Source organism: Prevotella sp. AM42-24 (assembly GCF_003461825.1).
Classification (GTDB): Bacteria; Bacteroidota; Bacteroidia; order Bacteroidales; family Bacteroidaceae; genus Prevotella; species Prevotella hominis.
Window position 1 is genome coordinate 139,575 of sequence record NZ_QTXV01000001.1, and the last position, 26,772, is coordinate 166,346.

The window sequence follows — 26,772 nt, forward strand, 5'->3', positions numbered from 1 at the left end:
TTGTTGATACGAAATAGTAGAAAATAGCAAGATTCTCTATATCTTTGCAGTCACAAAAACTCCAAAAAGTAACAATTGCAATGATTAAAAAGTTAAAAGAGAACTTCTTGATTCTCCTCATTTCAAATATGCTCACCATCATTATGGTAGTGGTCGCTCCAAGAATACATGGAGCGATTGCTAACCTGATGGTGACGGTTCCGGACTCTGATTTCGGTTTCTCTTTGCCGATGATATTCTACTATATATCATTTGCCATCATCGTCTGCGCCTTCATTTGCTTACGTAAGCCGCAAGCGGTGAGAGACATCGTGATAAACAATACTGTTTCTTCAAGCGAATCATCCATATCGGATGTAGAGAAAGCGGAAGAAATGCGTGAACGCTATCGCAACAGGCAGTATAGTCTTGAAAGTTCTAAATATGATGCGGTCAAAGACTACACTTACTCAATTCTTTCTCCATATATGACAGATGAGTACTTGGAGATACTGTGTCAGAACATCAAACTGTACGACATCCCTGAATCATGTATTGTTCCTGTGAAAACAAATGGAACCTTGAATACTCTCGACATCAGGCATTACTCCTGGAATATTGGAGAACGCCTTGGCTGGAGCGGTCAGAAACGAGCTACCTTCATAAAGCTATGTTTTCCTACCGAACTCCAGGATGTTGAAGTGGAAAGCATGAGACGTACATTGAGACAGAAGGGCAAATGCGTAATTGAGATAGATGTACCCGATTACAATGATTATCAATTTCATCATCAGAAATAAAGAAAGTTTGTAATATGCAGAACGAAGAAAGACAAATAACATTCAATGACATACCAGAAGTATTGTCAGAGATACTGAAAAGATTCGATCTTCTTGACCAGTCTATGGAACTGATTCGAGAAGAAGTACGCAGGACTAAAAGACCTTCCGTGTCAGATCATATTCCAATGGATGTGAAGGAAGCTTGTGAATTTCTTAAAATCAAGAAATCCACTATGTACACTTACATACAGAACGGAGAAATCCCTGTCAATCAGAAGGGTAAGAAATACACCTTCTTTAGGGATGACCTTATCAAATGGTTAGAATCTGGCTGCAAGATAGAGGCTCCAATCAGCACTATGGAGATTAATCAGATACTCAGCAAAAGGCCAAGACAAAGAACTTTATAGGACAGATAAGTGCCTAAAATTCAGAAGCCTACATTGGATATTCCCTAATGTAGGCTTTTCTTTTGATAATAGTCTAAATAATCATACTGATGTTATTTTTTATACTGAATGCAGATAGACTGCACAATTTTGGTGTATCTTTGCACTGAAATGATGACTTACATAGCAAATAAACGTCAAGTTAAATACACATTTCCGCCTGCTTCATTAAGTAGGCGTATTTCAAATTTATTCATTAACAAAAAGTAATATGAGTCAGAAGAACAATTCCTCTGTGCTCTCTCTTTTTGTGTTTACAATGCTCAGATCATTGTCCAAAACAAGAGATTGAGCTTTCCAAAGATGAGCTTTGGACACTCTATCGTGCTGCTTACGAGCAGTACAAGTTGGAAATCCTTAACGATGGCAAGTTGTATGACAGATATGTCAACGACTTTGTTAGCTATCACCTGCCGGTCTTCTCTTCCGAGGAGCTGATCATCCGCAACCATTTCAAGCATGTATTCAGCTTGTATGAGTTGCTTACCACCAGAAAAGACCTTGTCATCAAGTACTTCACCAAGTCCTCATTTGAGAAAGGAGACTTTGAGACTATGGTTTATGAATTCAACCACATTGAAGTTGTGGTTGAAAGCCCTCGCATTCTGGCTTCATTCACTCCAGAACAGATTCGACTCATTACGAAATTCGCCAATGAGTCGAATTTCTTTGTAGATGGTATCGATGAAGAAACGATGGACGGATTCTTCAAATGTGCGTTGGATGAATCTCTGGTTGTAGTCAACATGCGACAGGTACTTCAATTGCTGTATGCTTTGTCTATCGAGAAGATGATTCCCCACAACTGGGTATCACTTATTGCGGACAATCAGCTGCTCACCCCTAAGAGTACGGGAAAGGCATCCAAGCGAGGTGCTATCAGCAGCCGACTCAGTGAACTGAAGGCTTCATCTGCAAAGTTCCCAAGTGGGGAGTTTCTGGATTTTGCAAAACAACTGAAAGAAATGCGATGAAGTAAAGTAAGTTAAACAACTGAAAAGAAAAATCTCCTTACATCCCCCCTGACACTTCCGAGTGTCAGGAGTAAGGTCAGTTGTATTAGATTTTATTGGGGTAATTTTGCCCCCGAATCGATTCAGTTTCGGGGGTAGCCCCCTTATTGTCTAACATTAAATGTATTAAGAAAATGGGAAATAGTAAAATTGACATGAACATACTTGCCAAGAGAGTTGAACTTTTGGAGATGAGAGTAAAGGAACTCACTTCGGTAGAACCTGAGGCACTTAACGAGCGACTTTCAAAGATTGAGGAAAGATATTTCTCAAATAAAGAGATGCTCACCACCACCGAGGTTGCGGAATATCTTGGCGTTTCTCAGTCTCAGATATACAAGCTCACCATGAACATGGAGATTCCTCACTACAAGCCACAGGGGAAAACCATCTATTTCGACAAGAAGGAGCTTTTGAAATGGATGCGCAACAACCATATCACCCCGGCACGAAAGGACAGTGCCAATAAATAGAGAAGCGTTATGAAAGACAGAAAGAAAAACAAGACCAGAGTTTATTCTGATGTCCAACTGACGGCTCTCTTGGAAAAGTCTGAGATAGTGATTGACCCCTCAAAGTGTAGAAATCAAAATGAAAGAAGCAATGGCAAGAGGAAGAAACAGTAAAAGTGAAAAAGAAGAGTCTGCAGCAGGTTCCCTGGAAGTAGGCATGCTGTGCAAGAGTGCTTTCAACGACAGTGAACTGGAAAGCTATCTCAGACAAGGAGAGATAAAAGCTTCAGAAAAACCGCCCGTACCACCCCAGGTGTTATGGGTCGGTGACTGTACCATTGCCACTTTCGGAAATTTCAGTGCATCAACAGGTAAGGCAAAGAGCAAAAAGACGTTCAACATCACGGCGATGGTAGCAGCTGCGTTAACCAATTCCACGGTACTCAACTACCGGGCAAGTTTTCCAGAAGGAAAGAGACAAATTCTCTATTTCGATACCGAGCAGAGTCGCTATCATTGCCACAACGTTGTTGAGCGAATCTACCGACTGGCAGGACTCAGCCTTAACAAGGAAGACAAGCGCATCAAATTCTATGGTTTAAGGGAGTTCACTCCTACTCTCCGCATTGCCCTCATAGATTATGCGCTAAGAACATTTGATGGTGTGGGACTTGTCGTTATCGATGGCTTGCGAGATCTCATGTATGACATCAACAATGCCAAGGAGTCCACAGACGTAATGACGATGCTAATGGCATGGACGAGCAAGTATGATCTGCATATCCATTGCGTGCTCCACCTTAACAAGAATGACAACAATACTCGTGGTCATATTGGTACAGAGCTGGAGAATAAGGCAGAAACGGTGTTGATTATCAGCAAGAACAAGCAGGATGCCAATATCAGTGAGGTAAGACCCATGCACATGCGAGACAAAGAGTTTTCGAGCTGGGCTTTCCACATTGACGACAACTCTCTGCCTGTACTTGATGTCGGTTATCACGTCACTGTTGTCAAGCCCAAAGACAAGCCGCTCACTTCTCTGCCAGACGATGTTCATACGATGGTACTTCAAAAGATATTCTCCAAGAGTACTCCACAGAGATACGTCGATCTGGTAAAGGCTCTGGGTGAAGCTTACGCCGAAGAAGGCTACAAGCGTGGTGATAATGCAGTGAAGGAGATGCTAAAGATTTTCAATGAACGAAAGCTGATAACAAAAGAAAAAGACGGCTACCATTATCACCCTACCCTGTTTCCGTCCAAGTGAGTTTACGAGTTTAAGTTTAACCGGGTATATATATATTAAACTAATATGTGCCCATAAAATATGTAACAGCATGACTATAGAAGAAATCAAATCAGTCAGCATTGTGCAGTTCCTGGAATCACAGGGCTATCATCATGTCTATATATTAAAGGAGAACTATTGGTATCTGTCTCCTTTTAGGACTGAGGCATCGCCTTCATTCAATGTCAGTCCCAAGAAGAATCTATGGAATGACTTTGGAGCAGGCGAAGGTGGCAACCTCATCAATCTGGTTCAGAAAATGAATCCTTCCTGGAACAACCATGAAGTTCTGACCTATCTGGAACAGAAGATAAAGGAACACCATCTTCAGTATTCAGAGGATTATGAAGCCCAAAGGAAGGAAGATGAGAGAAAGGAAGCCTGGAAGCAAGACCAAGCTGCCCAGCGAGAGAAGGCAAAAGAAGCCAGCACCATCATTGAGCGTATTGTTGGGCTCAGTCACCCTTATCTCAGAGACTACATTTTGCAGAGACGAATAGACTATGACATAGCCAAGGAGTATTGCAAGGAAGTACATTATCGTATCTATGACAAGAGTTACTATGGCATAGCCTTCGAGAATATCGAGGGCGGAATGGAAGCCAGAAACAAATACAGCAAACGAAGCATCGGCAAAAAGTCGATTTCAATCATCAGACCAAACAACGAGCCACATAAAGAATGCTGCATCTTTGAAGGTTTCTTTGATATGCTGACATACGCCAGTATCAAGAAATGGATAACAGGAAATGAGCTTTGCTTGCCACATGAATGCGACTATCTCGTTCTCAACTCTGTCAGTAACATCAAGGTTCTGATGCCATACCTGCAGGAATACTCCGTGATACATTGTTATTTTGATAACGATGATGCAGGTGCAAAGACTGTAGAGAAGATAAAAGCTGCTTATCAGGATAAGGTGGTAGATGAATCCCATCGATATGTCAACTACAAAGATGTTAATGATGTAATCAATGGTATCATCAAACCACCCAAATAGTGTGAAACTGCCATGACACTAACCAATCAGGAGGTTCTCTTTCGAGAGGGTCTCCTTTTTTTGTTTTATACGCCCTTTCGTTATTCTATAGTATGATTATTAAAATATTATCATACTTCTTTTATAATCTGTGTTAAGACTGAAACAGTTTTAGCTTTGTTTTTTCATTTATCGCACAAATATATGTTCCTTTGCACTGTTTTTGGGAAATACGCCGACTCGTCGGATGTAAGTTCCGAGTATGATAACAATAAAAATAACAAATAAAATTCAGATTGAAAATGTCAGGATTCGTAATTTTTGCGCTCGTCCTCACTTTTGTGTATGTAGTGTACTTTGCAGTAATGATCACATTAGACCTACATGGAAAGAAGGATGAAAAGAAAACAGAAGAAGAGACCTATGATGTAGGTGATTTGACCAATGAGGAACAGCCAGTTGCAATCGAAGAACGCAACGAGGGTCCTGACGAGGGTGACATGACCTTCACGGAGCAAATCATGGATGATGGACTCAGAGTTGTCAACCCGACAGGAAACGTGCCATATCCGCAACCTCCTTCAGATGAAGAGCAATCGCAGCAGCCACAGTCACATACCGTGACCAGTGACGAACTCAACGAGAAGAACCATGAGATTTTGGAGCACATAGATCCAGTGCCACAATGCAGTTACCTCTCAGATGAGTTTATGCAGAATCTCAACAATAAGCACAACACCCGAAAAATAGAAAAGAAGAATGCCAGAGATAAGCTGTAAACACAATCTTTTGTTTGCCATAATGTTAATAGGTGTCATGCTCTTCCAGCCAATGTTGGCATCAGCCAAATGCGGAGGTGTCGATTATAGCTGGGGAGCAGACGCACTGAGCAATGCTCATGACTTTACGGTAACAATGATGCTCTATGTAGTCTATCTGGTGTATGCCATAGCTGCCATCGTAGCCATCATAGGAGCTTTGCAAATCTATATAAAGATGAATACGGGCGAAGGTGACGTAACCAAATCCATCATGATGCTGATTGGAGCCTGCCTTTTCATGATAGGTGCAACTATCCTGTTCCCTGCATTCTTCGGTTATAATATAGTATAAGGTAAAAAGATAGGATAACAAAACATCTCAACCTGCAGGAGAGATAAATGAGTGTAATTTTTTTAAGTAACATCAAAAGAAATCAAATGAAGAAAATCAAGAATTTCGCAAAAAAACTTTTCAGTGCCAAGCGTATGAAGACGCTCGCCATGCTCCTTTTCTGTGGAACATTGGCGACCTATGCACAGAACGCAGCTGGTGATTACACAGCCGGAACAGATGCCCTCGCTACTGTGACGGAGGAGATTGCCAAGTATGTACCTTTTGTGGTTAAGCTCTGCTATGCCATTGCCGGTGTAGTTGCCGTTGTAGGTGCTATCAGCGTTTACATCGCTATGAACAATGAGGAGCAGGATGTCAAGAAGAAGATCATGATGGTTGTTGGCGCATGTATCTTCCTCGTTGCTGCAGCCCAGGCTCTGCCTTTGTTCTTCGGCCTCTAATCTATCGTTCAAGCATTAAAGAATACATCATGTCAGGAGAAGTAAACGAAAATCAGTACGTAAGCTATCCCATGTTCAAGGGTCTCCAGAAGCCCCTTGAATTTATGGGGTTCCAGGGACGCTACATCACCTGGGCAGCCTGTGCCATTGGTGGAGCCATCCTCGGCTTTATCATAGCATATTGCATCCTTGGCTTTGTGGTTGGTCTTGTGGTTCTTGCTGTTTCCCTCTGTTCGGGAGCTGCTCTCATCTTCTTCAAACAGAAGAAAGGGTTGCATACCAAGAAGGAAGAGCATGGTGTGTTCATCTATGCTTGTTCGCATAGAATGTAATCAAACAAAATTCAAACGTAAACAAATGAGCAAGTGTGTTGAAATCTGAATAGTGTAAATCGGTAGGCTCACCCTCTCGCAAGGATGAGCCTATCTTCATTTGATAAAAGAGCAAATAACAATGATCATATATGTAATCATAGCATTTGTAGCAATACTCATAGGCATGGCTATCTCAGTCTCTGCCTTTGGAACCGGAGGAAAGCGCAAGAAGATCTTTCAGGACATCTACTTCTCTGTTGAAGATGTGGATGGCATTGGCGTGCTCTATACCAAGACTGGCGAATACTCAGCCATTTTGAAGATGGAGAACCCAGTGCAGAAGTATTCTGCAAACATAGACAGCTACTATGAGTTCAATCATCTTGTCACCGCACTTGCCCAGACCCTCGGTGAAGGCTATGCCATTCATAAGCAGGATGTCTTCGTGCGTAAGCAGTTCCAGGATGAGAGTAACGACAACCATGAGTTCTTGTCAGAGTCTTACTTCAAGTATTTCAATGGACGTTCCTATACCGACAGCCAGACTTATCTGATTATCACCCAGGAGAATAAGAAAAGCCGTATCTTCTCTTTTGACAGCAAGAAATGGCGTGACTTTGTGGTGAAGATCCGAAAAGTCAAAGACCAGTTGAAGGACTCTGGCGTGGAAGCCTCCTACCTGGACGGAAATACAGCTCGTGAATATGTTGACCGCTATTTCTCCATGAACTTCAACGACAAGGTTGTGTCTATGACCAACTTCAAAGTCGATGAAGAGTCTATCAGCATGGGCAACAAACGATGCAAGGTGTATAGTCTTGTTGATGTTGATTGTGTCAGCACACCATCTATAGTCCGTCCTTTCACCAACATTGAGGTGAACAATGTTTCCATGCCAGTGGATATGGTATCATTGGTTGACAGCATTCCTTCTGCCGATGTAGTTGTGTATAACCAGATGTTCTTCATTCCTAACCAGAAAAGAGAACTCTCCCTACTCGACAAGAAGAAAAATCGTCATGCCAGTATGCCAAATCCAAGCAACCAGATAGCCGTGGAGGACATCAAGAAGGTGCAGGATGTGATAGCAAGAGAAAACAAGCAGTTGGTATATGCCCACTTCAACCTTGTCGTTGGAGTACCTATAGATGCTGATATTCAGAAATGTACCAACCATCTGGAGAACTCCTTTGGTCGATTGGGCATTCATATCAGCAAAAGAGCCTACAACCAGTTGGAACTATTTGTCAACTCATTCCCTGGTAATTGCTACTCCACCAACCCAGAGTATGACCGATTCCTGACTCTCAGTGATGCAGCAGCCTGCCTCATGTACAAAGAGCGCATTCAGCATAGTGAGGAAACGCCTTTGAAGATTTACTATACAGACCGCCAAGGTGTGCCTGTGGCCATCGACATCAGCGGAAAGGAAGGAAAGAACAAGATAACGGACAACTCCAATTTCTTCTGCCTCGGTCCGTCTGGAAGTGGTAAGTCCTTCCACATGAATAGTGTAGTCCGTCAGATGTGGGAACAGAACACCGACGTTGTGATGGTTGATACCGGTAATTCATATGAAGGACTCTGCGAATATGTTGGTGGCAAGTATATCAGCTACACAGACGAGCATCCTATCACGATGAATCCTTTTGCCATCAAGCGTGAGGAGTTGAACATCGAGAAGATAGGCTTCCTGAAAAATCTGGTCATGCTCATCTGGAAAGGAACCCAAGGTGAAGTCACCAAGACGGAAGACCGTCTCATAGAGCAGGTTATCACGGAATACTTCGATGAATACTTCATGAAGAAACAAATAGAGAACCTGTCGTTCAACACTTTCTACGAGTACAGTAAAGTCCGTATTCCTCAGATTATAAAGGAGAACAACCTGGCAGGAATTGACTTGGCATCCTACAACTATCTGCTGAAGGACTTCTACAAGGGCGGTAGTCATGAGCTTACACTCAATGAGAACCTCGACACAAAGCTGTTTGATGAGACCTTCATCGTCTTTGAGATTGACTCCATCAAGGATGACCCTCTCCTCTTCCCTCTTGTTACACTTATCATCATGGACGTTTTCATCCAGAAGATGCGTATCAAAAAGAACCGCAAGGTGCTTGTCATTGAAGAGGCATGGAAAGCCATAGCTTCGCCAATGATGGCAGAATATATCAAGTACCTCTACAAGACAGCCCGTAAGTTCTGGGCATCGGTGGGTGTGGTTACTCAGGAGATCCAGGACATTGTGGGAAGTCCTATCGTGAAGGAAGCCATCATCAACAACTCTGATGTGGTGATGCTGCTTGACCAAAGCAAGTTCCGTGAACGTTTCGACGAGATCAAGGCAATCCTTGGCTTGACAGATGTGGACTGCAAGAAGATCTTCACCATCAACCGACTTGAAAATAAGGAAGGCAGAAGCTTCTTCCGAGAAGTCTTTATCCGAAGAGGAAGTGTCGGAGGCGTGTTTGGAGTTGAGGAACCTCACGAGTGCTATATGACCTATACCACCGAGCGAGCAGAAAAGGAAGCGCTGAAACTCTACAAGAAAGAGTTGCAATGCGACCATCAACATGCCATCGAAGCCTATTGCCGAGACTGGGAACTGTCAGGAATCACCAAATCCCTACCATTTGCCCAGAAGGTGAACCAGACTGGCCATGTGCTGAACCTCAAACCCAAGAGGAAATTTGATGAGTATATGTAACAAGTCATAAACGATAATATTCAAACAATGAAACGCTATCTGATAATACTTACTCTCTATCTCTGTGCCGTAGTACCGACGATGGCACAGTACTACAGTGTAAACTATGACAAACGCACTGTAGAAGCAATGACAGCCGCTTTTGCAACAGAGGCAGCTACTGAGGCGTATTATGCCGAACAGGTAGCTAAGATACGTGAACACTATCAGGCGGCAGAGGTGGCTGCGGCAGGAATCTTTACTTCAAAGTTCCTTGACCGTAAAGCCCTCACCCATCTGGGACTATGGACAAGTTCGACGGAGAACTACTATTACCGCCGTATCTACAACATGGTGTCGGCCAAGATCATGCCGAAGATATGGACTGTAGCTGGAATGATGCTCAAAAGTCCACAGAATGCTCTCTACTGGGGAAGCTATTTATATAAGGTATGTGAAGAGACCAAGACTCTCTGCTATCAGTTTGAGTCAATCGTCACCAACAGCACCCTCTCGTTCAAGGATATTGCATTTCTGGAGATCAACCAGGAATTGGCGGCTATTCTGAAACTCTCGGAGTTGGGTAACGTAGATTGGGAAGCGATGTTTGACAACTTTTCCGGGTTCGGTTCCAACTTTACGAAGGAGAATCTGAAGGAAGACATAGACAACCTGTATGCCATGGGAGTCAACCTTGCCTCTGCTGGAGCTGGTAATGCTGTAGGCTCAATCCTTGGCAACAGTAGTTTCAGTGGTACGATGATGGATAAGACAAGCAGCGTCATTGAGATTGCAGAAAATGTGTATGGACTCTACAACAGTCTGTCTGCAAATGCAGGCAATACGCTCTTGCAGTTTGTTGGAGGAAGGGACAGCATTGCAAATCTCTTCTCTTTATCGAACTACAATCTGACCTCTTGGGTAACAGACTATGCCCGTGAAGGAATGGGACAATACTACACCCAGCGATGGTATATCTATAGAGTTGATGCCGGTAATGTGAAGCTGTGCGATTACTATCCACCTACAGACAATGATGCCATCATCAAAGGTGATCACTGGTATCGTATCAGCACAAAGGACAAAAACTATACTCCAACATCGGCAGAAAGAGAAGCTGCATTGAGAAACTCTGAAAGCCATGCAGGATGGAGTCGAAGTGATGTTCAGCAGCATAACAACTCGAATGACGGCTACAATTATAGCATAACCTACTATATGTCAGGCTATATTCTCAGCAAGAAGAAAAGTGGTCAATATGCTAAAGCCTATGCTTACGAGATTCATGTTTCAAAGAGCTGGTATAAAAAGGAAGTTGCCTATGAGGATGTCTTTGATTCCTACACAATGGACATGAACACGTTCAAAGCCGGATTGAATGCACGACTGAAAGAACTCAATGATAACGAGGAAGGTTACACCTACTATCTTTCAAGTGATGCAAAGAGATACTATCAGACAACCGATGCCAAGAAGATTGCAGGATGTGAAACAGCAACCATCAGTGTTACCTGCCATGGCGGTACCAAACTTGGTGAAGCGTCAACCCAATACAAGTGTTCGAGTTGTGGAAGTAGCGTAAATGGTCACACCAAGCAGTGTGCTATGGTCACAAGTGTCACTCATGAAAGTGTCAACACCTCAGAGATTGATTCCAAGATTGCGGAGACAGAGAGGAAAATAGCTTCTCTTCAGTCAGAAATCACAAACTTGGAGGTAGAAAATTCGGAACTTCTGAGAAAAATCAAGAATTCAAATGTGAATGATGCTGCGAGGTATCGTCAACAGTACAATGCCAACAAAGACCGCATCACAGCATTGAAGTCTGATAAAAGCACTGCCGAATCAGAACTTGCCCAGTACCAAAAGGCAAAGCAAGAGGCCATTGATGGAGAAAATGCAGTGACAGATGATTATTACCGCATACCGGCCATCATGCAGGATTGCAAGACTGCCTATAATCTCAGTTGGAATGGGTCGGGGGCTTGGGAAGGTAATACTTTCGTTCGTACTGCTTCCATGCCTAATATCAATGGTGTCATCACCTTCAAGGCAGCAGTCTCTATAGCAAGAAAGCCTAAGTACTTCATGGGCATCAAGATACACCGTGCCATTGTGCAGATTTCATGGACTCTGACCACGGAATATAGCGATACGCAAGTTGTGGCTGTAGTAAACCTCGACCCGGCTAAGACCGATGAAGAGAAAGCAGCCGAAGTGAATGCCAAACTTGCAGAAATTGCCCGTGAATATCCAGACTGTGATCCAACGGTTGAATATGCCAAGAGTAGCCCTGTAGAATCAGACAATACGGATGATACCTATCATTTGCTCTGGTCAAGTGACCGTCTGGAGATTGCACGCCAGATAGACAGCCGTCTCACCAAGATATTTGCCGATTTGGTGTCATTGGAGAAGATGATGCACTACAAGCATTCCATCATAGACATTTTAAGAAGTGTCGCTCCCCCACTGAATGACGAGCAAGGCAGAAGACAGACTCTCATTGAACAATGCAGGAAACGATGGTTGCGACATGCAGCCGATAGTGGACATTCAGATAGTTATAACGGAAAATATGATGACGATGAAGAAGACAACAGTGAATAGCAAGATACTGACAATACTCATTTGTCTGTTGACTCTTTTGCCTTCAGCAGCAAAGGCTCAGGTAGGCTTTGATGCAGTTTCTATCGAGGCCTATATCAAAGACCACAAGCAACAGCGCAGTCTGCTGCTTGTGCGTTCCACCTTGGAGGCAAGCAATAAACTGCTGCATGACTACAGCGGCGATGCCAACATTGGATTCAGGGACATCAACAAGGAACTGGATAAGTACACCAGGGCATTTGATGTGATTGACATTCTGTATCAGTCACTCCGTACCAGTCTCAATGTGTACAGCACCTATGAGAATGTGAGTGACAAAGTCGGTGACTATAGAAAGATGCTCAATGATTTCAGGAAGAAATGCCTGGAAAGAGGAAACATCATGAGTACCGATACGCTGATTATCACCATCAACACCAAGGCTTTGGCTAAGATTGCAGATGAAGGCGACAATCTCTATAGGTCAGTCAGTGATTTGCTGCTATATGCTACTGGAGCTGCGGCATGTTCAACGTCAGATTTGCTTCTCATCATTACGAGCATCAACAACTCGCTCGACAACATCAACAAGCATCTCAACAAGGCATACTTCGAAACATGGAGATATATCCAAGTGAGAATCGGCTATTGGAAAAAGCACGTGTACCGTGCCAAGAGCAAAGAGGAAATCATAAGTGATGCCTTTGGAAGATGGAGAGGCGCTGGATATTTAGGCTATTAGGATAATAAATAAAAAATCAATGAATATGAAACATTTAATATCTTCACGGACAGCACTTTGCTTATGTGGCTTGACGTTATGCTTTAACGCATCAGCCCAAGGATATGTGAGTTACAACCATGATGCAGCCAAGATGAATCAGATTACGGTTCAGGAGATTGGTTCTGGTGGTCTCACTCCTGCATTCTATTATGATGCCTTACACAACAGCTATCAGAAGACTTCAGCAAAAAAGAACAAGCAGTTTTTCAGAACCATGGCAGGAGTCTCTGCATATCAGCAGGTGGATGTTGCTGACAGTATCAAAGCATCTCTTACCCAACGAGCAGAAATAGAAGCACTCAACATTGCAGACCGGCAGATTGACATTGCCTGGCTTGCAGAAGGAACCAAGATCAACTCCAAGCTCTCGGACTTTCAGGCGAATATTGACCGAATAGTAAGCGCTGGTGGTTCTGTTTCAGACAAGACACGATGGACAGAATACTACAAGATGTACAAGACTGCCATCAAGGAGATGCAGGAAGCCTATATGCCCAATGCCCAGCGCAAACAGCAGTTTCTTGCCATCTATGATGACATTACCAAGCAGAATGAGACACTTATCTCCTTTTTAGTCCAACTAAGCAACAAGAGAAAGACCTCCTCCTTGCTTGCTGCACGACTTGAAAGAAGAAACAATGTAGCCAGCCACGCATCATCAGCAATCAGCAGATGGCGTGAAGCAGGCAAAAAGAATATAGGAAATAACTCTGGAGGCTCAGGAACTGATGACTCCCAAGACAATAACATAGTAAGACAATAAAACATGGCAGATTCAAACATCCTTTCCGATTTCGGTATCAAGATCCTCGAACAGGAGATTGATGATGTGATATTCCAGACCAACGAGTTCCTTTGTGATGCCACGTTCACAGGCTCCCAAGGTCCATTTTGGTGGATATTGCAGATGTGTATGGCTCTGGCTGCGCTGTTCTCGATAGTCGTAGCTGGCAGTATGGCCTACAAGATGATGGTAAAGCATGAGCCGATAGACATCATGAAGCTGTTCAAGCCTCTTGTGGTCAGTGTCATTCTCTGTTGGTGGTACCCACCTGCAGATACCGGCATAACAAACAGCGGCAGCAGCTGGTGTGTACTTGACTTTCTCTCCTATATCCCTAACTGCATAGGTTCATACACCCACGACTTGTATGAAGCAGAGTCTGCACAGATTGAGGATAAGTTTGAAGAAGTCCAGGAACTCATCTATACACGAGACACTCTTTATAACTCATTACAGGCTCAGGCAGACGTAGCCCATTCCGGCACATCGGATCCAAACCTGATAGAGTCCACCATGGAACAGGCAGGTGTGGATGAAGTGACGAACATGGAAACTGATGCTTCAAAGCTCTGGTTCACGTCACTCACAGCTGGTGCAGTGGTAGGCATAGACAAGGTAATCATGCTCATCGCATTGATAGTCTTCCGCATAGGCTGGTGGGCAACCATCTATTGCCAACAGATACTCCTGGGTATGCTGACGATATTCGGTCCGATACAATGGGCATTTTCTCTCTTGCCGAAATGGGAAGGAGTCTGGTCAAAGTGGCTGATACGTTATCTCACGGTACATTTCTATGGAGCAATGCTATACTTCGTGGGCTTTTATGTTCTGTTACTATTTGATATAGTGCTCTGTATTCAGGTGGAGAACCTTACTGCCATTACCGAAAGTGAGCAGACGATGGCAGCATACCTGCAGAACTCGTTCTTCTCTGCCGGTTATCTGATGGCAGCAAGCATTGTGGCATTGAAATGTCTGAACCTCGTTGCAGACCTTGCAGCATGGATGATTCCAGAAGGAGATACAGCTTTCTCTACCCGAAACTTCGGTGAAGGTGTGGCACAGCAAGCCAAGATTTCAACCCAAGGCATGATTAGCAAAGTGATGTAAACAGCAAATAATACATATATAATAAGGTATGGTAATAAAGAATCTCGAAAATAAAATCAAGTTGGTGATGATCATCTGCTCACTCTTCCTTGTGGGCTGCATCATCATCTGTATCTCCAGCATTTGGACAGCCAAGCAAATGGTTTCGGATGCTCATCAGAAAGTGTATGTGCTGGATGGCAATGTTCCTATTCTCGTTCAGCGCAGCACCATGGAAGAAACACTCGATGTGGAAGCAAAGAGCCATGTGGAGATGTTCCACCATTACTTCTTCACTCTTGCGCCAGATGACAAGTACATCAAATATACAATGAATAAAGCCATGTATCTGGTCGATGAAACGGGTCTTGCGCAGTACAATACGTTGAAGGAGAAAGGCTTCTACTCAAACATCATGGGTACGAGTGCCGTGTTCAGCATCTTCTGTGACAGTATAAAGTTCGACAAGGAGAAGATGGAGTTCACCTACTATGGCAGACAGCGTATTGAGCGACGCACAAGCATTCTTACCAGAGAACTTGTGACGGCAGGTCATTTGAAGCGAGTTCCCCGAACTGACAATAACCCACATGGTTTGCTCATCACCAACTGGAGAACCCTTCTCAATAAGGATATAGAACAAAAGACCAAACTGACATATTGATATGGGATGGAAGAAAATGTTTATCGGTGAAAAGATGCCAGACAAAGATGATCCTCAATATCGTCAGAGATATGAGACTGAGGTGCAGGCAGGACGCAAGTTTGCCAAGACTATGAAGCTTGATGTGCTTGCAGCCAAGGTACAACTGTTTGCTAATGACCATAAACGGTTGTTCCTCTACCTTGTATTTGGTTTCATAATCTTCTGTTTTGGTCTGAACATCTACAGGTTGGTAGTGGTGTATAGTCATCAACAGTCAAGACAAAGTGCTACGGAAAGGCAAGAGCAGATGTTGCGTCTGCGACACAGCAAAGTCTGGAAAGCTGTTGAAAATGCCTACACCACGCATCCTGCCATGAATAGAGATAATCAAAAGAATAATAACGAAAAGATAGAAAACGATGGACGCATTGAAAAAGATTAACTGGAAACAGCCCAAGTATATGATACCGCTTATCATTTACTTTCCTCTGTTGTTTGTCGGCTACTTCGTCATTGACCTCTTTCATACGGAGAAGGCAGAGGTTCCTGATGGTCTCACTACGACCGAGTATCTTAATCCAGACCTGCCTGATGCCAAAATGAAGGGAGACGGTATTGGTAACAAGTATGAGAGTATGCTCAAATCATACGGTAAGATAGACGATTATTCAGCAGTAGGAAACATTGAACGCAATGAAGAAGATACCAAGGAAGAGTATGATACAAAGTACTCAGATGAAGAACGTAAACAGGTGGAAGCCCAGGAAGCCGAGAAACTCTCTGAGATGCAAAGGCAGCTACAGGAGAGCGCACAGAAAGGCCAGGAAATCGCCAAAGGCAACAATTCTGCAGAAAATGATCGCTTAGCTCGTGGCAAACAGCGTGAGCAGGAGGCGATGGAAGAACTCAATCGAGCCATTGCCCAGGCAAGGATGCAGGCTCAGCAGGTCTCTACCCCATCCATGCAGGCCGAAGTAACTGCCAAAACGGGCGATGCCAAGGAAGGAAAGGTTGAAATTCCGGAAAAGAAGAAGACCGATGATGAACCGCATGAGGTCGTCAAGAAGGTCAAGGTTACTTCCGACTACTTCAACACCCTGTGTGACAATGACAAGGAAGCTGGACTTATCAAGGCTATCATAGACGAGAACATCAAGGCGGTGGATGGATCAAGAGTACGACTTCGTCTGCTCGATGATATTGTCATCAATGAAACGGTCATTCATAAAGGTTCCTACATCTATGCCACCATGAGCGGCTTCGGTTCACAGCGTGTCAAGGGCACAGTCAAGAGTATCATGGTAGATGATGACATCGTCAAGGTAAACCTTTCGCTCTATGATACCGACGGACTTGAAGGATTATATGTACCAAGCAGCCAGTTCAGAGAGACCACAAAAGATGTTGGTAGCGGTGCTTTGAGCAACACTTCAACCCTTACCAACAGCACATCTACTGGAGGTGGCAATCTGGCATCCTGGGGAGCACAAGCCGTTACCAATGCCGTTCAGAAGACAAGCAACGCCATCAGTAAGGCCATCAAGAAGAACTCTGCCAAGCTGAAATATGGAACCTTTGTGTATCTCATCAATTCACGTTCAAACCAGAAAGATAAATAATAAACATATACGAATATGAAGACTATCAAGAAAATCTGCGCATTGGCAGTATGCGCATTAGCCTCCCTCCCATCCATGGCACAACAGACGTATCTGGAAATGGAGCAGCTTACCATTAATGAGAATGTCACAACAGTCATTACCGCCTCAGAGCCAGTCCGTTTCGTTGACATTTCTACGGATGCCGTGGTCGGTGACCAGCCAATCAACAATACCATCCGTCTGAAACCCAAGGAAGGTGCTACTGTTCATGCAGATGGTGACATCCTTGCTATTGTGACGATAGTTACAGAGCGTTACAGAACCCAGTACGCTCTGATATACACTACACGAATGCAGGAAGCAGTCACAGACAAACAGATTCTTGCTTCGGAGAAGATTCCATACCATAATCCTTCTGTATCTATGAGTACTGAGGATATGACCAGATATGCCCGAAAGATATGGAACTCACCGGCAAGAATACGAAATGTGAGCACCAAGCAACACAGAATGACCATGAGGTTGAACAACATCTACTCTGTAGGAGAATACTTCTTCATTGATTTCAGCATCGAGAACCGCACCAATATCCGCTTTGACATCGACGAGATGCGTATCAAGCTGAATGACAAGAAGGTTTCCAAGGCAACTAATGCCCAGATGATTGAACTTACGCCAGCTATGGTGCTTGACCAGTCCAAGACCTTCAAATATGGTTATAGAAACGTTCTCGTCCTAAAAAAGATGACATTCCCTAACGACAAGGTGCTAACTATTGAGATTTCTGAGAAGCAGATTAGTGGAAGAACCATCAGTTTGGATATAGACTATGAAGATGTTCTGTATGCCGACTCATTCAACTCATACTTAATGATGGAGGAATAAGACGATGAAGAAATACATTTTGTCATTGATGATGGGACTGTGCGTTTCAGTCTCATCATTCGCCCAGAGCCATAGCGACCGAATATCCGTTGGTGCAGGAGCCTTATATCAGAGAGGCTTGGATGCCACAATCTCATGGGAACATGAAACACGCTACCACAACGCTTGGGAGTACTTCATCAACGGTTACATCAAATGGGATGAATGCGCATCATGTGGACACGTCTGTCCTGAGTCTTTTTGGAATAACTACCGTACATGGGGAATAGGCGCTGCCTACAAACCCTGTGTGGCAAGAGGCAGGAACAACTACGGAAACCTCCGAATTGGCGCAAGTGCTGGCAGTGACACTGACAAGTTTGTCGGTGGCTTGCATGTCGGTTACGAGCATAATTTTGCCCTACGTCATGGGTGGGGATTGTTTGTTCAAGCCAAATGTGATCTCACTCTTCCCAAACGGGAAGACTTGTTTCGCACTGGCATCGTGATAGGATTCAAGATACCCACATTAAAGAAATAGCAACAATGAAGATACTACATATCATTTGTGCTACTCTCATGGCAGTAGCATTTGCCTCATGCGATGAGCATCGAGACTTTCCTGATACGGCAATGAAGACCTGCGACATTCTCTGTACAGATGGCAAAGTCGTAAGATTTGAGGAAGTTAAGTCCCAAAATAAGACTCCTATAGCCGTGGTATTCTATGTGAATCAGAACGATGACATCCAAGGCACAGGCTATGCTGTCTATCTAAAGGACATTGAGCCGTTTGCATACTCAGACTCTCTCGGATTGAAGCATAACACATCAGCTGATATTGCAGCATTCGATGGCAATGGAAATACGCATGCCATGTATTCTACTGGCACTTCGCCTGCAGCTTCAGCAGTCTTCGACCTGTGGCAATATGGTCAGAGTGCCTACATCCCTTCCGTTGCTCAGATCAAACTCTTGTATCAAGCACGCAGTGCGGTTAATACGTATATTCGCAAGTGCGGAGGCGATGTGATTCCAGACAATCCGGATGAGTGTTGGTATTGGACATCGACAGAGGTTAAAGACCAGGAAACTACCAAAGCCTGGCTATACTCGTTAGCTTCAGGGGCACTTCAAGAAACACCAAAGACGCAAGTACATAAAGTCCGACCTATCATCACTTTATATAATTAGTATTAAATATTCACTATAACACAAGAATAAGGTCTCATGGAGGAAACAAAAGAATTACAGACCATGTATAAGATATTCCGCTGTCTGATATACTTATCATTGATAGTGGAGTTCTTTGAGTATGCTATAGACCCAGCGTTGCTTGACTATTGGGGTGGCATTGTTTGTGACATTCATAGCCGTGTAAAGAGGTGGTTTATCTATATGGATGGCAACCTCGTATGGAGCAAGATTGCTACCATCGTGCTTATCTGTATCACTTGCATTGGCACCCGAAACAAGAAACATTTGGAGTTTGATGCTCGTCGTCAAGTGTTCTATCCGTTGGTGGGTGGACTGTTCGTTACCATACTGTCTATATGGCTTTTCGGTCATCGTATGGACATGAGGTTCTATACCATCAGTCTTAACATCTGGCTCTACATGGCTGTCTCCATTCTTGGTACCATCTGCATCCATGTTGCCCTCGACAATATCTCCAAGTTCCTGAAGGAAGGATTGCTCAAAGACCGTTTCAACTTCGAGAACGAGTCTTTTGAGCAATGCCAGGAACTGCAGGAGAACAAGTATAGCGTAAACATCCCGATGCGCTATTACTACAAGGGCAAGTTCCGCAAAGGTTGGGTGAATATCGTGAATCCTTTCCGAGGAACATGGGTAGTTGGTACTCCTGGTTCCGGTAAGACTTTCTCCATCATTGAGCCGTTCATCCGCCAGCACAGTGCAAAGGGCTTTGCTATGGTTGTCTATGATTACAAGTTCCCGACTCTTGCGCAGAAGCTGTATTATCACTACAAGATAAACCTGAAAGCCGGGAAGGTGCCACAAGGATGCAAGTTCAATATCATCAACTTTGTGGATGTGGAATACTCCAGACGTGTGAATCCTATTCAGCAGAAATACATCGGCAATCTTGCTGCAGCCAGTGAAACGGCAGAAACCCTTTTGGAGTCTCTGCAAAAAGGTAAGAAGGAAGGTGGTGGCGGTAGCGACCAGTTCTTCCAGACATCAGCGGTCAACTTCCTGGCAGCTTGCATCTATTTCTTTGTCAACTACAAGAAGGTGCCATACGACAAAAACGGCAATCCTCTTATTGCAGAGATGACAACAGAGCCAAAGACTCATCGTCCGAAACCTACTGGCAGAGTCTTCGACCATACCGGCAGAGAGGTGGAACCAGAGTATTGGCTTGGGAAGTACAGTGACATGCCACATATCCTTTCTTTCCTCAATCTCGATTACCAGACTATCTTTGAGGTTTTGGAAACAGATCCAGAGGTTGCTCCTCTCCTTGGCCCATTCCAGACTGCCATGAAGAATAAGGCTATGGAACAGTTGGAAGGTATGATTGGTACACTCCGTGTCTATACCTCCCGATTGGCTACCAAGGAGTCTTATTGGATATTCCACAAGGATGGTGATGATTTTGACTTGAAGGTGTCAGATCCGAAGAATCCGTCATATCTACTCATCGCTAACGACCCAGAGATGGAAAGTATTATTGGTGCGTTGAATGCTTTGATTCTGAACCGCCTCGTCACCCGTGTCAACACTGGCCAGGGTAAGAATATCCCTGTCAGCATCATCGTGGACGAGTTGCCTACGCTCTACTTCCACAAGATTGACCGACTTATCGGTACTGCCCGAAGCAACAAAGTTAGCGTGGCTCTGGGTTTTCAGGAGTTGCCACAGCTTGAATCTGACTACGGAAAGGTGGGTATGCAGAAGGTTATCACAACTGTAGGTAACGTGGTGAGTGGTTCAGCAAGAGCAAAAGAGACTTTGGAATGGCTCTCTAATGACATCTTCGGAAAGGTGGTTCAGTTAAAGAAAGGTGTGACCATCGACCGTGACAAGACTTCCATCAATCTCAATGAGAACATGGACAGCCTTGTTCCTGCCAGTAAAATCTCAGACATGCCTACAGGTTGGATATGCGGTCAGTCAGCTCGTGACTTCATTAAGACCAAGACCGGACGAGGTGACAGCATGAATATCCAGGAATCAGCAGAGTTCCAAACTTCTAAGTTCTACTGCAAGACAGACTTCGACATGAAGAAGATTGCAGAGGAAGAAGCTGACTATGCGAACTATAAGATACCGAAGTTCTACACCTTCCCATCCAAGGATGCCAAGGAACGAATCCTATATCAGAATTTCGTGAGTGTAAACCTCGATGTCAAGAATATGATTGACGAGATAAACAAATTCAAGATAAAATGACTTTCAGAAAGATAATATTATTCCTGCTTATATCACTGAGCCTGGTTGTGAATGTCCAGGCTCGAATGCCGACAGAGCGACCGGCATCAACGTCGGCTTCCATTTTTGAGTTGCCACCTTTCGAGCGTGCAGTATGCTGCATTAGGTTCTACGAAGGCATGCACCGAGCTAAGGACTATCCTTATGTTGGTTATGGGCATAAGCTCAGACCTGGAGAGCGTTACTCTGCTAATATGTCAACATGTGAAGCAGAGCAGCTTCTTCGTAAAGACCTCAGAGAGCTATGTGCTATGTTTCGTTCCTATGGTCGGGACTCCCTACTCCTTGCCGCTTTATCCTATAACATCGGGCCATACAAGGTGACAGGATATAAGGGCAAATACCCAAAAAGTTCTGTTTTAAAGAAACTCGAAGTTGGTAACCGGAACATCAGAGACGATTATGTGAATCATTGCCATTGGCGAGGGAAACGAATCCCTTCCATTGAGCGCAGACGATATGCAGAACTCATGTTATTATTTACTCCATGACAGAAAGCGAACCAATCAAAACTGTTTCAGATGGTATTACATTCCTATCCACTGGTAGATATTATGATGGTATCAACCGGTGGGTAGCTCATAAACTGAAAGATGGAGACAATGATGCCATAGACTATGCTGCACGACAGATAGCAAAGCTGTTACCACAAAATGCGGTTCTCGTTCCAATCCCAGGACATCATGGCAAAGCCGAACAGACCATGCAGTTGGCAAAGGCTATCTCGTCATATACTCACCTCCCTATCGTTGAAGCCCTCCGTGGCATAGAGCGAGGCTCACAATATGATGCCAAGAAAAGAGGCCAGACGCTTTCTGCCGAAGATATGGGGTTCTACAGACATAAAGTCTTGCCTTCAAACCGTACTCCTTATCTCATTGATAATGTAGTAGATACAGGCAATACCGCTAAGGCAGCTGTCAGAGCACTTGGCTGTGGAACTGTTGCTTCATTTGCAATGAGCGACACTCTTCTACAAAGAGAAGAAACCAGAAGTCTTCATCGATAACACAATTATAAAGATTGATTGATGCCCAAACCAAGAAAGAAACAAATAAAGCCAATCGCAACTGCAACAATCTACCATTGTAAGGATTGTGCTAAGAGTTACGATTGGCATAGCAAAGCTTTAGACGGCCACCTTATCTTGTGTCGTTGCCCACACAAACAGGAAGGTGGCCGCTATTGTATATTCCTTAATGACCCACAATGTGAGCATTTCGTGAAACGACTGAAAGAAGAGTGTTCTATGTAATAGTCTGCTCTTCATTTCGACAAATTATAGGTCATCCATAATTTGTTTTCTAAGTTTCTCCTGATTCGCATTATCGAAATAACTCAACATCACATAACATGACGAAACATCATTATGAGCTATTTCAAGTTGAATATCTCCTTGTTCACAGGTAAAAACTGAATAGTACTTATAATTATCGAACTTTATTCCATACATCTTGGAAGAAGCATCACGATCATAAAGCTTATCGAAATACTCCTCGCATTTTATCGGTTCACCATACTTTTCCGTCAGCATGGATTTATACCCGGAATAACATTTATCCAACTCACCCCACTGATCCATACTCGGAAAAATGACTGTCACTTTGCAAATCATACCACTTTTATCAGCGATTGCACCAATGGTACAATTTTTATAACCCGCAAATTCACCAGTTAGCATAGATACTCCATCCTGAATGCCAATTGGTGTAAAGCCCTTAGTTTTCAACTTTGTTGTAAATGTTTGGAGAGTTCCTTCCATAGGAATCCCTTTGAATTTCATATGCTCAGTTTGGGCATATCCGATGCCGACTGCAAATGTCAGCAATAAAGTCAATAAAAATTGTTTCATAATTTATTCTGTTTAATGTTTTATATAAATACAGCTTTGCAACAAAGAAAGAATATTCAATGTGAACATAATAACAATTTATTCCTGCGGAACGATTATCCTAGGCAATACTGCTTAATAATCAATAATTTTATCTGGACACTTAGGATTGAATGCCGTCCTCGCAAATTTCATTACCACTAATATAAGTCTCAATTTTGTAAGACTTAAGGTCGTTGTACGGTTTCCATATAAGATTTCGTTCTTCCCCTTCCGGATAGTTGTCAATATTCTCGTATAGTCCAAAACCGAGTTCTGTCATCAAAGAAAGGTAGAGTCCTCTCACGAATTCTATAGTGTCCACGTAAGCACAAAACTCGTCATTGTACGGGTAATTCTTAGATATCCAAAATCTACCCATCTCTGGATGAGAGCCTACGGTTTGATGTGCATAATGGAGATCATATCCAGATAACTGTATAGTACACACCCCATCCTTTGTATCAATGATTTCTTTCAGCCATTGCTTAATGCCTGTCAAACATTTGAAAGAAAGAGGTATGTTAAAGACCAAGTTATTGATACGGAATGTAATTTCTATACAACGGTCTTTTCGTTCTAGCTTATATTCAACATTGTCCTTTCTTGAAAGTGGCGAAGCTGTTCTTTTTGCCAATGGACGCAGACGATCAATCAAACTATCAACATGCTCGTCGATTATCACTTCGCCTAAGGTACCACTATGATCTTCGAATGGTGGTTCATAGTACAACGTGTAACACCTTGGCATTTGCTCCCAGATTGCTTTAGCGAAACATAATCCCTCATAATGCCATGAAATCCAGTCAAAGGAAGGTTCTGTTGTTGTTTCAGCAAAGTCTGTTGCATACTCATATCGCTTTACCCATTCCTCTATTCCTGGTACGACGATACTGAAACGAGGGCCCAGCCAAGGACTATCGTTACAAATCTCGTCGCCATAAGCACTAGCACAGCAGCTATCACTATTTATGCACAAAACATCTATATCTGGTGATATGCGAATATATGTTCTTTTGCTCATAATTATACACCAATTAAGTTTTGATTTCTGTTTCTGATAAAGGTTTAACTACTGCATCTTTGAGAGTAACAATATACCCCCAAAATGTTCTATCCGTTTCTTCGTCACTGCTAAATTCTTTTTCATAACCATTCGCCTCATAAATTTCCTCTTGAATGGTTTCTGCAAGAGAATAATATACGACTCGTTTTCCTTTAGGAAATTCACTACGTTCAGCTATGATTTGAGTAACTGTTCCGCTAATTGAATGTGTAGCGAAGCCATGATGTTCTTCTTCAAAATCAAGAATTATACCATGAGCATTTTTATACTCCGTAGGCATAATACATGTCCAATCCACCTTATCATTTACCGCAAATGGATCGCCACAACATTGTAGCTGCCATGATTCGTAGTATATCTTGCACTCATCGAAATGGGTCTCTTCCTTGATTTGAATGTTCTCGATATAACTGGAGAGACATTCTATTTCCTTTGACAAATCTGTTGAGCAATAGTCTCCATTCCAATCCAACTTAAGTTTACCTGTAAGACGAAGCAGTGCGGCCAAAGGGAAATCTGCATGATTTGCCCATGCAGCATAGTAGCCCAAAAGTCCAAAAGCATTTAATACACGAAAACCCTCCGAGACAATAGCAACTTTGAAATCTTCAAAAGAAACAATCTCATGCCATTCTTCGAGAACATTCTCATCATCGTCTCGCTTTATTATATCCATCAAAACCTTATTGTTTTTGGATAGTTTTAACTCCAGAATAATATCACCAGGCTCTTCTTGCCAGGTAGTTCTTGTCTCTTCGATGTAACCCTTGTTTTCATAACCTTCTTTTTGGGAAGTTAAAAAATCCAAGCAAATTTCAATCAAAGAGGCCAACGGATTAGGCCCACTGTATCCAGCATTGCATTTGATAAGCTTGTCACCTATTACCAATTCCAAGCCACACCAACCATAGGATATATGCTGAACATGTATTTTAAACTTACTCATATTTTTATTACTTTCTTTAAAAATTCCATATAAATTTCTCAATTAGAAATAGAAAAAGCATCAAATATCCCTGATACTTTCATATATTTCATCTGCTGTATAAACGTTAATCTGATCTAAGTAACCAATAATACGTTCATCCCAAATAACTGGTGCTACTTTAGCTAACTGCTCCTGAAGTAACTGCCAAATATCAGGTAAATCCCTCTTTATGAAGTAGTCATGACCATTTTCGTCGTTCCAGTTTTTCCACTCATCAGTTGCCTTCCATCGACGCAAAGCTTCACAATAACGGTCAAACTGTTCATCAGTTAATTCCACTATCATACTTTCATACCAATTTTCATAATCAAAAGGTATTCCAAAAAACGCTTCTATATCAAATTTACACTTCTTCATTGTAATCAACGTTTAATTCCACAAAGACATTATCAATACTGATACCTTCAGGGATAGCTTCTGTTTAAAACCTCCCATAATTTCAAAGTATGCCTATGAATTATTCCTTGTCTCTTAAATGGATAATCATTTCGACTTATGCCAAACCAATTAATACCTAATACCACAATGGTATCTATAAAGGGCTTCTCGGTTTGCATCCAGAAATTCTGCAACCTTGTTGTTTTCAATCTTGATTTCAACAAGTTCACGGATCAGACCTCCAAACTCAGACCAGTAACAGCAACTGACATAATACTTATCCTCATATCGAGTAACTTTAGGAGTCACATCACAAGCCAAGGCTTCCTCGGGAAGGCCATTAACGTCAGCAAATTCATTGGTCGGTTTAGGAGGACGTTCACGACTTGTTCTTCTCGCTCGGATTTTGATATTTAAAAGATCATCTTTGGAGAAAACACAGAACCTCCGATCATAATACCCATGCCAATGCATTGGAAGATAGTGCCACAGCTTACTTATTAAATACACCTGTAAAGCCCCCAATAGTGAGTCATCAACAATCATGAAATCCAAAAACTTTTTGCTTAAGTTTCCATTTGGTTCCTTGATATTGATGTAAGTACGTCCACCAATTCCGCTACCATCAGGATACTCGAGTTCCAAACTATAGCCTTCCAATAATTTTATTTTGTCTAACACACCAAATATCTTTTCTTGGTCAGTAGGGATTCTTTTACCAACAACCATCATTTGCAATTCTTCCGGAATTCTATGCTTGTCAAAATTTATACTCAGCAAATTTCTGCCAATCTGCTCGATTACAGTTGCATCCACCAAAGAATCATGGCATTCTTTGAAATTTTCAACAGCCTGTTTTTTCTTTACTTGCTCTTTTTCCATTTCCCGTTCTCGTTCCTCTTTCTTTAATGCATCTGTCTTTCCTTTCCTATCCCAAATGCAAGAAATGGGAATGCACAAAAGCATAACCAAAAATAAGATTGGGGCAAAAGTAATTACAAAAAGACTGAGCTTCCAGTTATCGCGGCGAAATAATTTATCTTTCTCCGTGAAATGAATATATAGAAGGTATAATAGCACTATGATCCATGCTATTCCATATATAATAACTACAAGTTCCATTGTTCCATCCAAACTTAAAATTTAACTT

28 protein-coding genes and 1 pseudogene are annotated in these 26,772 nt (G+C 42.8%); 24 read left to right on the forward strand and 5 right to left on the reverse strand.

The features are described from left to right. Positions 1-80 precede the first annotated feature (80 nt). The 24 genes and pseudogenes from DW917_RS00605 to DW917_RS00720 all read left to right on the forward strand — a co-directional run bounded on the left by DW917_RS00605 (position 81) and on the right by DW917_RS00720 (position 22,329). Positions 81-779, forward strand: a complete 699-nt coding sequence (locus tag DW917_RS00605; protein ID WP_118115492.1) for a hypothetical protein — start codon at positions 81-83, stop codon at positions 777-779. 14 nt (positions 780-793) lie between these two features. Continuing rightward, a complete protein-coding gene (locus DW917_RS00610) occupies positions 794-1,171 on the forward strand; it encodes a helix-turn-helix domain-containing protein (RefSeq protein ID WP_118115494.1) in 378 nt (125 codons plus the stop codon). Between the two features lie 287 nt (positions 1,172-1,458). After that, on the forward strand, positions 1,459-2,184 hold the full coding sequence (locus DW917_RS00615) for a hypothetical protein (protein ID WP_118115496.1): 726 nt from the start codon (positions 1,459-1,461) through the stop codon (positions 2,182-2,184). A 173-nt stretch (positions 2,185-2,357) separates the two neighbouring features. Continuing rightward, the gene (locus tag DW917_RS00620) at positions 2,358-2,696 is read left to right on the forward strand and encodes a helix-turn-helix domain-containing protein (protein WP_094881200.1); all 339 of its coding nucleotides are present in this window, start codon (positions 2,358-2,360) and stop codon (positions 2,694-2,696) included. A 130-nt stretch (positions 2,697-2,826) separates the two neighbouring features. Then, positions 2,827-3,945, forward strand: a complete 1,119-nt coding sequence (locus DW917_RS00625; RefSeq protein ID WP_118115498.1) for an AAA family ATPase — start codon at positions 2,827-2,829, stop codon at positions 3,943-3,945. A gap of 70 nt (positions 3,946-4,015) precedes the next feature. Beyond that, complete coding sequence (locus DW917_RS00630) at positions 4,016-4,966, forward strand: toprim domain-containing protein (protein ID WP_118115500.1); 951 nt, start codon at positions 4,016-4,018, stop codon at positions 4,964-4,966. A gap of 344 nt (positions 4,967-5,310) precedes the next feature. Further along, a complete protein-coding gene (locus tag DW917_RS00635) occupies positions 5,311-5,724 on the forward strand; it encodes a hypothetical protein (protein WP_233524581.1) in 414 nt (137 codons plus the stop codon). Between the two features lie 22 nt (positions 5,725-5,746). Beyond that, on the forward strand, positions 5,747-6,058 hold the full coding sequence (locus DW917_RS00640) for a DUF4134 domain-containing protein (protein ID WP_118115504.1): 312 nt from the start codon (positions 5,747-5,749) through the stop codon (positions 6,056-6,058). Between the two features lie 86 nt (positions 6,059-6,144). Next, entirely contained in the window at positions 6,145-6,501 is a 357-nt protein-coding gene (locus tag DW917_RS00645; RefSeq protein WP_117694246.1) for a DUF4134 domain-containing protein, read from the forward strand. 29 nt (positions 6,502-6,530) lie between these two features. Continuing rightward, positions 6,531-6,833, forward strand: coding sequence for a DUF4133 domain-containing protein (locus tag DW917_RS00650; RefSeq protein ID WP_233524582.1), 303 nt, complete (start codon positions 6,531-6,533; stop codon positions 6,831-6,833). 151 nt (positions 6,834-6,984) lie between these two features. Next, positions 6,985-9,525 (forward strand): annotated as a pseudogene (locus DW917_RS00655) (TraG family conjugative transposon ATPase); the annotation flags it as partial. Between the two features lie 27 nt (positions 9,526-9,552). Beyond that, positions 9,553-12,114 (forward strand): hypothetical protein, encoded by a 2,562-nt coding sequence (locus DW917_RS00660; protein ID WP_118115508.1) that lies wholly within the window; start codon positions 9,553-9,555, stop codon positions 12,112-12,114. Further along, positions 12,092-12,835 (forward strand): hypothetical protein, encoded by a 744-nt coding sequence (locus tag DW917_RS00665; RefSeq protein ID WP_118115510.1) that lies wholly within the window; start codon positions 12,092-12,094, stop codon positions 12,833-12,835. The genes DW917_RS00660 and DW917_RS00665 overlap by 23 nt, the downstream gene beginning before the upstream one ends. Before the next feature lie 25 nt (positions 12,836-12,860). Beyond that, positions 12,861-13,640, forward strand: a complete 780-nt coding sequence (locus DW917_RS00670) for a DUF5045 domain-containing protein (RefSeq protein WP_118115605.1) — start codon at positions 12,861-12,863, stop codon at positions 13,638-13,640. A gap of 3 nt (positions 13,641-13,643) precedes the next feature. Continuing rightward, a complete protein-coding gene (locus DW917_RS00675) occupies positions 13,644-14,774 on the forward strand; it encodes a hypothetical protein (protein WP_118115512.1) in 1,131 nt (376 codons plus the stop codon). Between the two features lie 28 nt (positions 14,775-14,802). Further along, positions 14,803-15,417: a conjugative transposon protein TraK gene (traK, locus tag DW917_RS00680; protein ID WP_118115514.1), complete on the forward strand. Its 615-nt coding sequence runs from the start codon at positions 14,803-14,805 to the stop codon at positions 15,415-15,417. A 1-nt stretch (position 15,418) separates the two neighbouring features. Continuing rightward, positions 15,419-15,841 carry a hypothetical protein gene (locus DW917_RS00685; protein WP_118115516.1) on the forward strand — a complete coding sequence of 141 codons (423 nt, stop codon included), beginning with the start codon at positions 15,419-15,421 and terminating at the stop codon, positions 15,839-15,841. Continuing rightward, positions 15,819-17,018 (forward strand): conjugative transposon protein TraM, encoded by a 1,200-nt coding sequence (traM, locus tag DW917_RS00690; RefSeq protein WP_118115518.1) that lies wholly within the window; start codon positions 15,819-15,821, stop codon positions 17,016-17,018. Before DW917_RS00685 ends, traM begins: the two co-directional genes overlap by 23 nt. Positions 17,019-17,033: 15 nt before the next feature. Next, a complete protein-coding gene (gene traN, locus DW917_RS00695) occupies positions 17,034-17,885 on the forward strand; it encodes a conjugative transposon protein TraN (protein WP_118115520.1) in 852 nt (283 codons plus the stop codon). Between the two features lie 4 nt (positions 17,886-17,889). Continuing rightward, entirely contained in the window at positions 17,890-18,405 is a 516-nt protein-coding gene (locus DW917_RS00700) for a hypothetical protein (protein WP_118115522.1), read from the forward strand. 5 nt (positions 18,406-18,410) lie between these two features. Then, on the forward strand, positions 18,411-19,058 hold the full coding sequence (locus tag DW917_RS00705) for a DUF1566 domain-containing protein (protein ID WP_118115524.1): 648 nt from the start codon (positions 18,411-18,413) through the stop codon (positions 19,056-19,058). 36 nt (positions 19,059-19,094) lie between these two features. After that, the gene (locus tag DW917_RS00710) at positions 19,095-21,281 is read left to right on the forward strand and encodes a type IV secretory system conjugative DNA transfer family protein (protein WP_118115526.1); all 2,187 of its coding nucleotides are present in this window, start codon (positions 19,095-19,097) and stop codon (positions 21,279-21,281) included. Then, positions 21,278-21,811: a lysozyme gene (locus DW917_RS00715; RefSeq protein WP_118115528.1), complete on the forward strand. Its 534-nt coding sequence runs from the start codon at positions 21,278-21,280 to the stop codon at positions 21,809-21,811. The genes DW917_RS00710 and DW917_RS00715 overlap by 4 nt, the downstream gene beginning before the upstream one ends. Continuing rightward, positions 21,808-22,329: a hypothetical protein gene (locus tag DW917_RS00720; protein WP_118115530.1), complete on the forward strand. Its 522-nt coding sequence runs from the start codon at positions 21,808-21,810 to the stop codon at positions 22,327-22,329. Before DW917_RS00715 ends, DW917_RS00720 begins: the two co-directional genes overlap by 4 nt. Positions 22,330-22,599: 270 nt before the next feature. Here the strand turns inward: DW917_RS00720 and DW917_RS00730 are convergent, their stop codons facing one another. From DW917_RS00730 to DW917_RS00750, 5 genes are all read right to left on the reverse strand, one after another. Next, a complete protein-coding gene (locus DW917_RS00730; protein WP_147344095.1) occupies positions 22,600-23,172 on the reverse strand; it encodes a hypothetical protein in 573 nt (190 codons plus the stop codon). Between the two features lie 142 nt (positions 23,173-23,314). Beyond that, a complete protein-coding gene (locus DW917_RS00735; RefSeq protein WP_158570047.1) occupies positions 23,315-24,169 on the reverse strand; it encodes a hypothetical protein in 855 nt (284 codons plus the stop codon). A gap of 58 nt (positions 24,170-24,227) precedes the next feature. Further along, the gene (locus DW917_RS00740) at positions 24,228-25,202 is read right to left on the reverse strand and encodes a DUF6578 domain-containing protein (RefSeq protein ID WP_118115538.1); all 975 of its coding nucleotides are present in this window, start codon (positions 25,200-25,202) and stop codon (positions 24,228-24,230) included. 60 nt (positions 25,203-25,262) lie between these two features. Then, positions 25,263-25,601 (reverse strand): hypothetical protein, encoded by a 339-nt coding sequence (locus DW917_RS00745; RefSeq protein WP_118115540.1) that lies wholly within the window; start codon positions 25,599-25,601, stop codon positions 25,263-25,265. Positions 25,602-25,751: 150 nt separating this feature from the next. Then, a complete protein-coding gene (locus DW917_RS00750) occupies positions 25,752-26,744 on the reverse strand; it encodes a hypothetical protein (protein WP_118115543.1) in 993 nt (330 codons plus the stop codon). Between the last annotated feature and the right edge of the window lie 28 nt (positions 26,745-26,772).

Coding starts and splice junctions, on each gene's coding strand:
- DW917_RS00605 (WP_118115492.1), top strand. CDS start 81: ATGATTAAAAAGTTAAAAGAGAACTTCTTGATTCTCCTCATTTCAAAT.
- DW917_RS00610 (WP_118115494.1), top strand. CDS start 794: ATGCAGAACGAAGAAAGACAAATAACATTCAATGACATACCAGAAGTA.
- DW917_RS00620 (WP_094881200.1), top strand. CDS start 2,358: ATGGGAAATAGTAAAATTGACATGAACATACTTGCCAAGAGAGTTGAA.
- DW917_RS00625 (WP_118115498.1), top strand. CDS start 2,827: ATGGCAAGAGGAAGAAACAGTAAAAGTGAAAAAGAAGAGTCTGCAGCA.
- DW917_RS00630 (WP_118115500.1), top strand. CDS start 4,016: ATGACTATAGAAGAAATCAAATCAGTCAGCATTGTGCAGTTCCTGGAA.
- DW917_RS00635 (WP_233524581.1), top strand. CDS start 5,311: ATGATCACATTAGACCTACATGGAAAGAAGGATGAAAAGAAAACAGAA.
- DW917_RS00640 (WP_118115504.1), top strand. CDS start 5,747: ATGTTAATAGGTGTCATGCTCTTCCAGCCAATGTTGGCATCAGCCAAA.
- DW917_RS00645 (WP_117694246.1), top strand. CDS start 6,145: ATGAAGAAAATCAAGAATTTCGCAAAAAAACTTTTCAGTGCCAAGCGT.
- DW917_RS00650 (WP_233524582.1), top strand. CDS start 6,531: ATGTCAGGAGAAGTAAACGAAAATCAGTACGTAAGCTATCCCATGTTC.
- DW917_RS00660 (WP_118115508.1), top strand. CDS start 9,553: ATGAAACGCTATCTGATAATACTTACTCTCTATCTCTGTGCCGTAGTA.
- DW917_RS00665 (WP_118115510.1), top strand. CDS start 12,092: ATGAAGAAGACAACAGTGAATAGCAAGATACTGACAATACTCATTTGT.
- DW917_RS00670 (WP_118115605.1), top strand. CDS start 12,861: ATGAAACATTTAATATCTTCACGGACAGCACTTTGCTTATGTGGCTTG.
- DW917_RS00675 (WP_118115512.1), top strand. CDS start 13,644: ATGGCAGATTCAAACATCCTTTCCGATTTCGGTATCAAGATCCTCGAA.
- traK (WP_118115514.1), top strand. CDS start 14,803: ATGGTAATAAAGAATCTCGAAAATAAAATCAAGTTGGTGATGATCATC.
- DW917_RS00685 (WP_118115516.1), top strand. CDS start 15,419: ATGGGATGGAAGAAAATGTTTATCGGTGAAAAGATGCCAGACAAAGAT.
- traM (WP_118115518.1), top strand. CDS start 15,819: ATGGACGCATTGAAAAAGATTAACTGGAAACAGCCCAAGTATATGATA.
- traN (WP_118115520.1), top strand. CDS start 17,034: ATGAAGACTATCAAGAAAATCTGCGCATTGGCAGTATGCGCATTAGCC.
- DW917_RS00700 (WP_118115522.1), top strand. CDS start 17,890: ATGAAGAAATACATTTTGTCATTGATGATGGGACTGTGCGTTTCAGTC.
- DW917_RS00705 (WP_118115524.1), top strand. CDS start 18,411: ATGAAGATACTACATATCATTTGTGCTACTCTCATGGCAGTAGCATTT.
- DW917_RS00710 (WP_118115526.1), top strand. CDS start 19,095: ATGGAGGAAACAAAAGAATTACAGACCATGTATAAGATATTCCGCTGT.
- DW917_RS00715 (WP_118115528.1), top strand. CDS start 21,278: ATGACTTTCAGAAAGATAATATTATTCCTGCTTATATCACTGAGCCTG.
- DW917_RS00720 (WP_118115530.1), top strand. CDS start 21,808: ATGACAGAAAGCGAACCAATCAAAACTGTTTCAGATGGTATTACATTC.
- DW917_RS00730 (WP_147344095.1), bottom strand. CDS start 23,172: ATGAAACAATTTTTATTGACTTTATTGCTGACATTTGCAGTCGGCATC.
- DW917_RS00740 (WP_118115538.1), bottom strand. CDS start 25,202: ATGAGTAAGTTTAAAATACATGTTCAGCATATATCCTATGGTTGGTGT.
- DW917_RS00745 (WP_118115540.1), bottom strand. CDS start 25,601: ATGAAGAAGTGTAAATTTGATATAGAAGCGTTTTTTGGAATACCTTTT.
- DW917_RS00750 (WP_118115543.1), bottom strand. CDS start 26,744: ATGGAACTTGTAGTTATTATATATGGAATAGCATGGATCATAGTGCTA.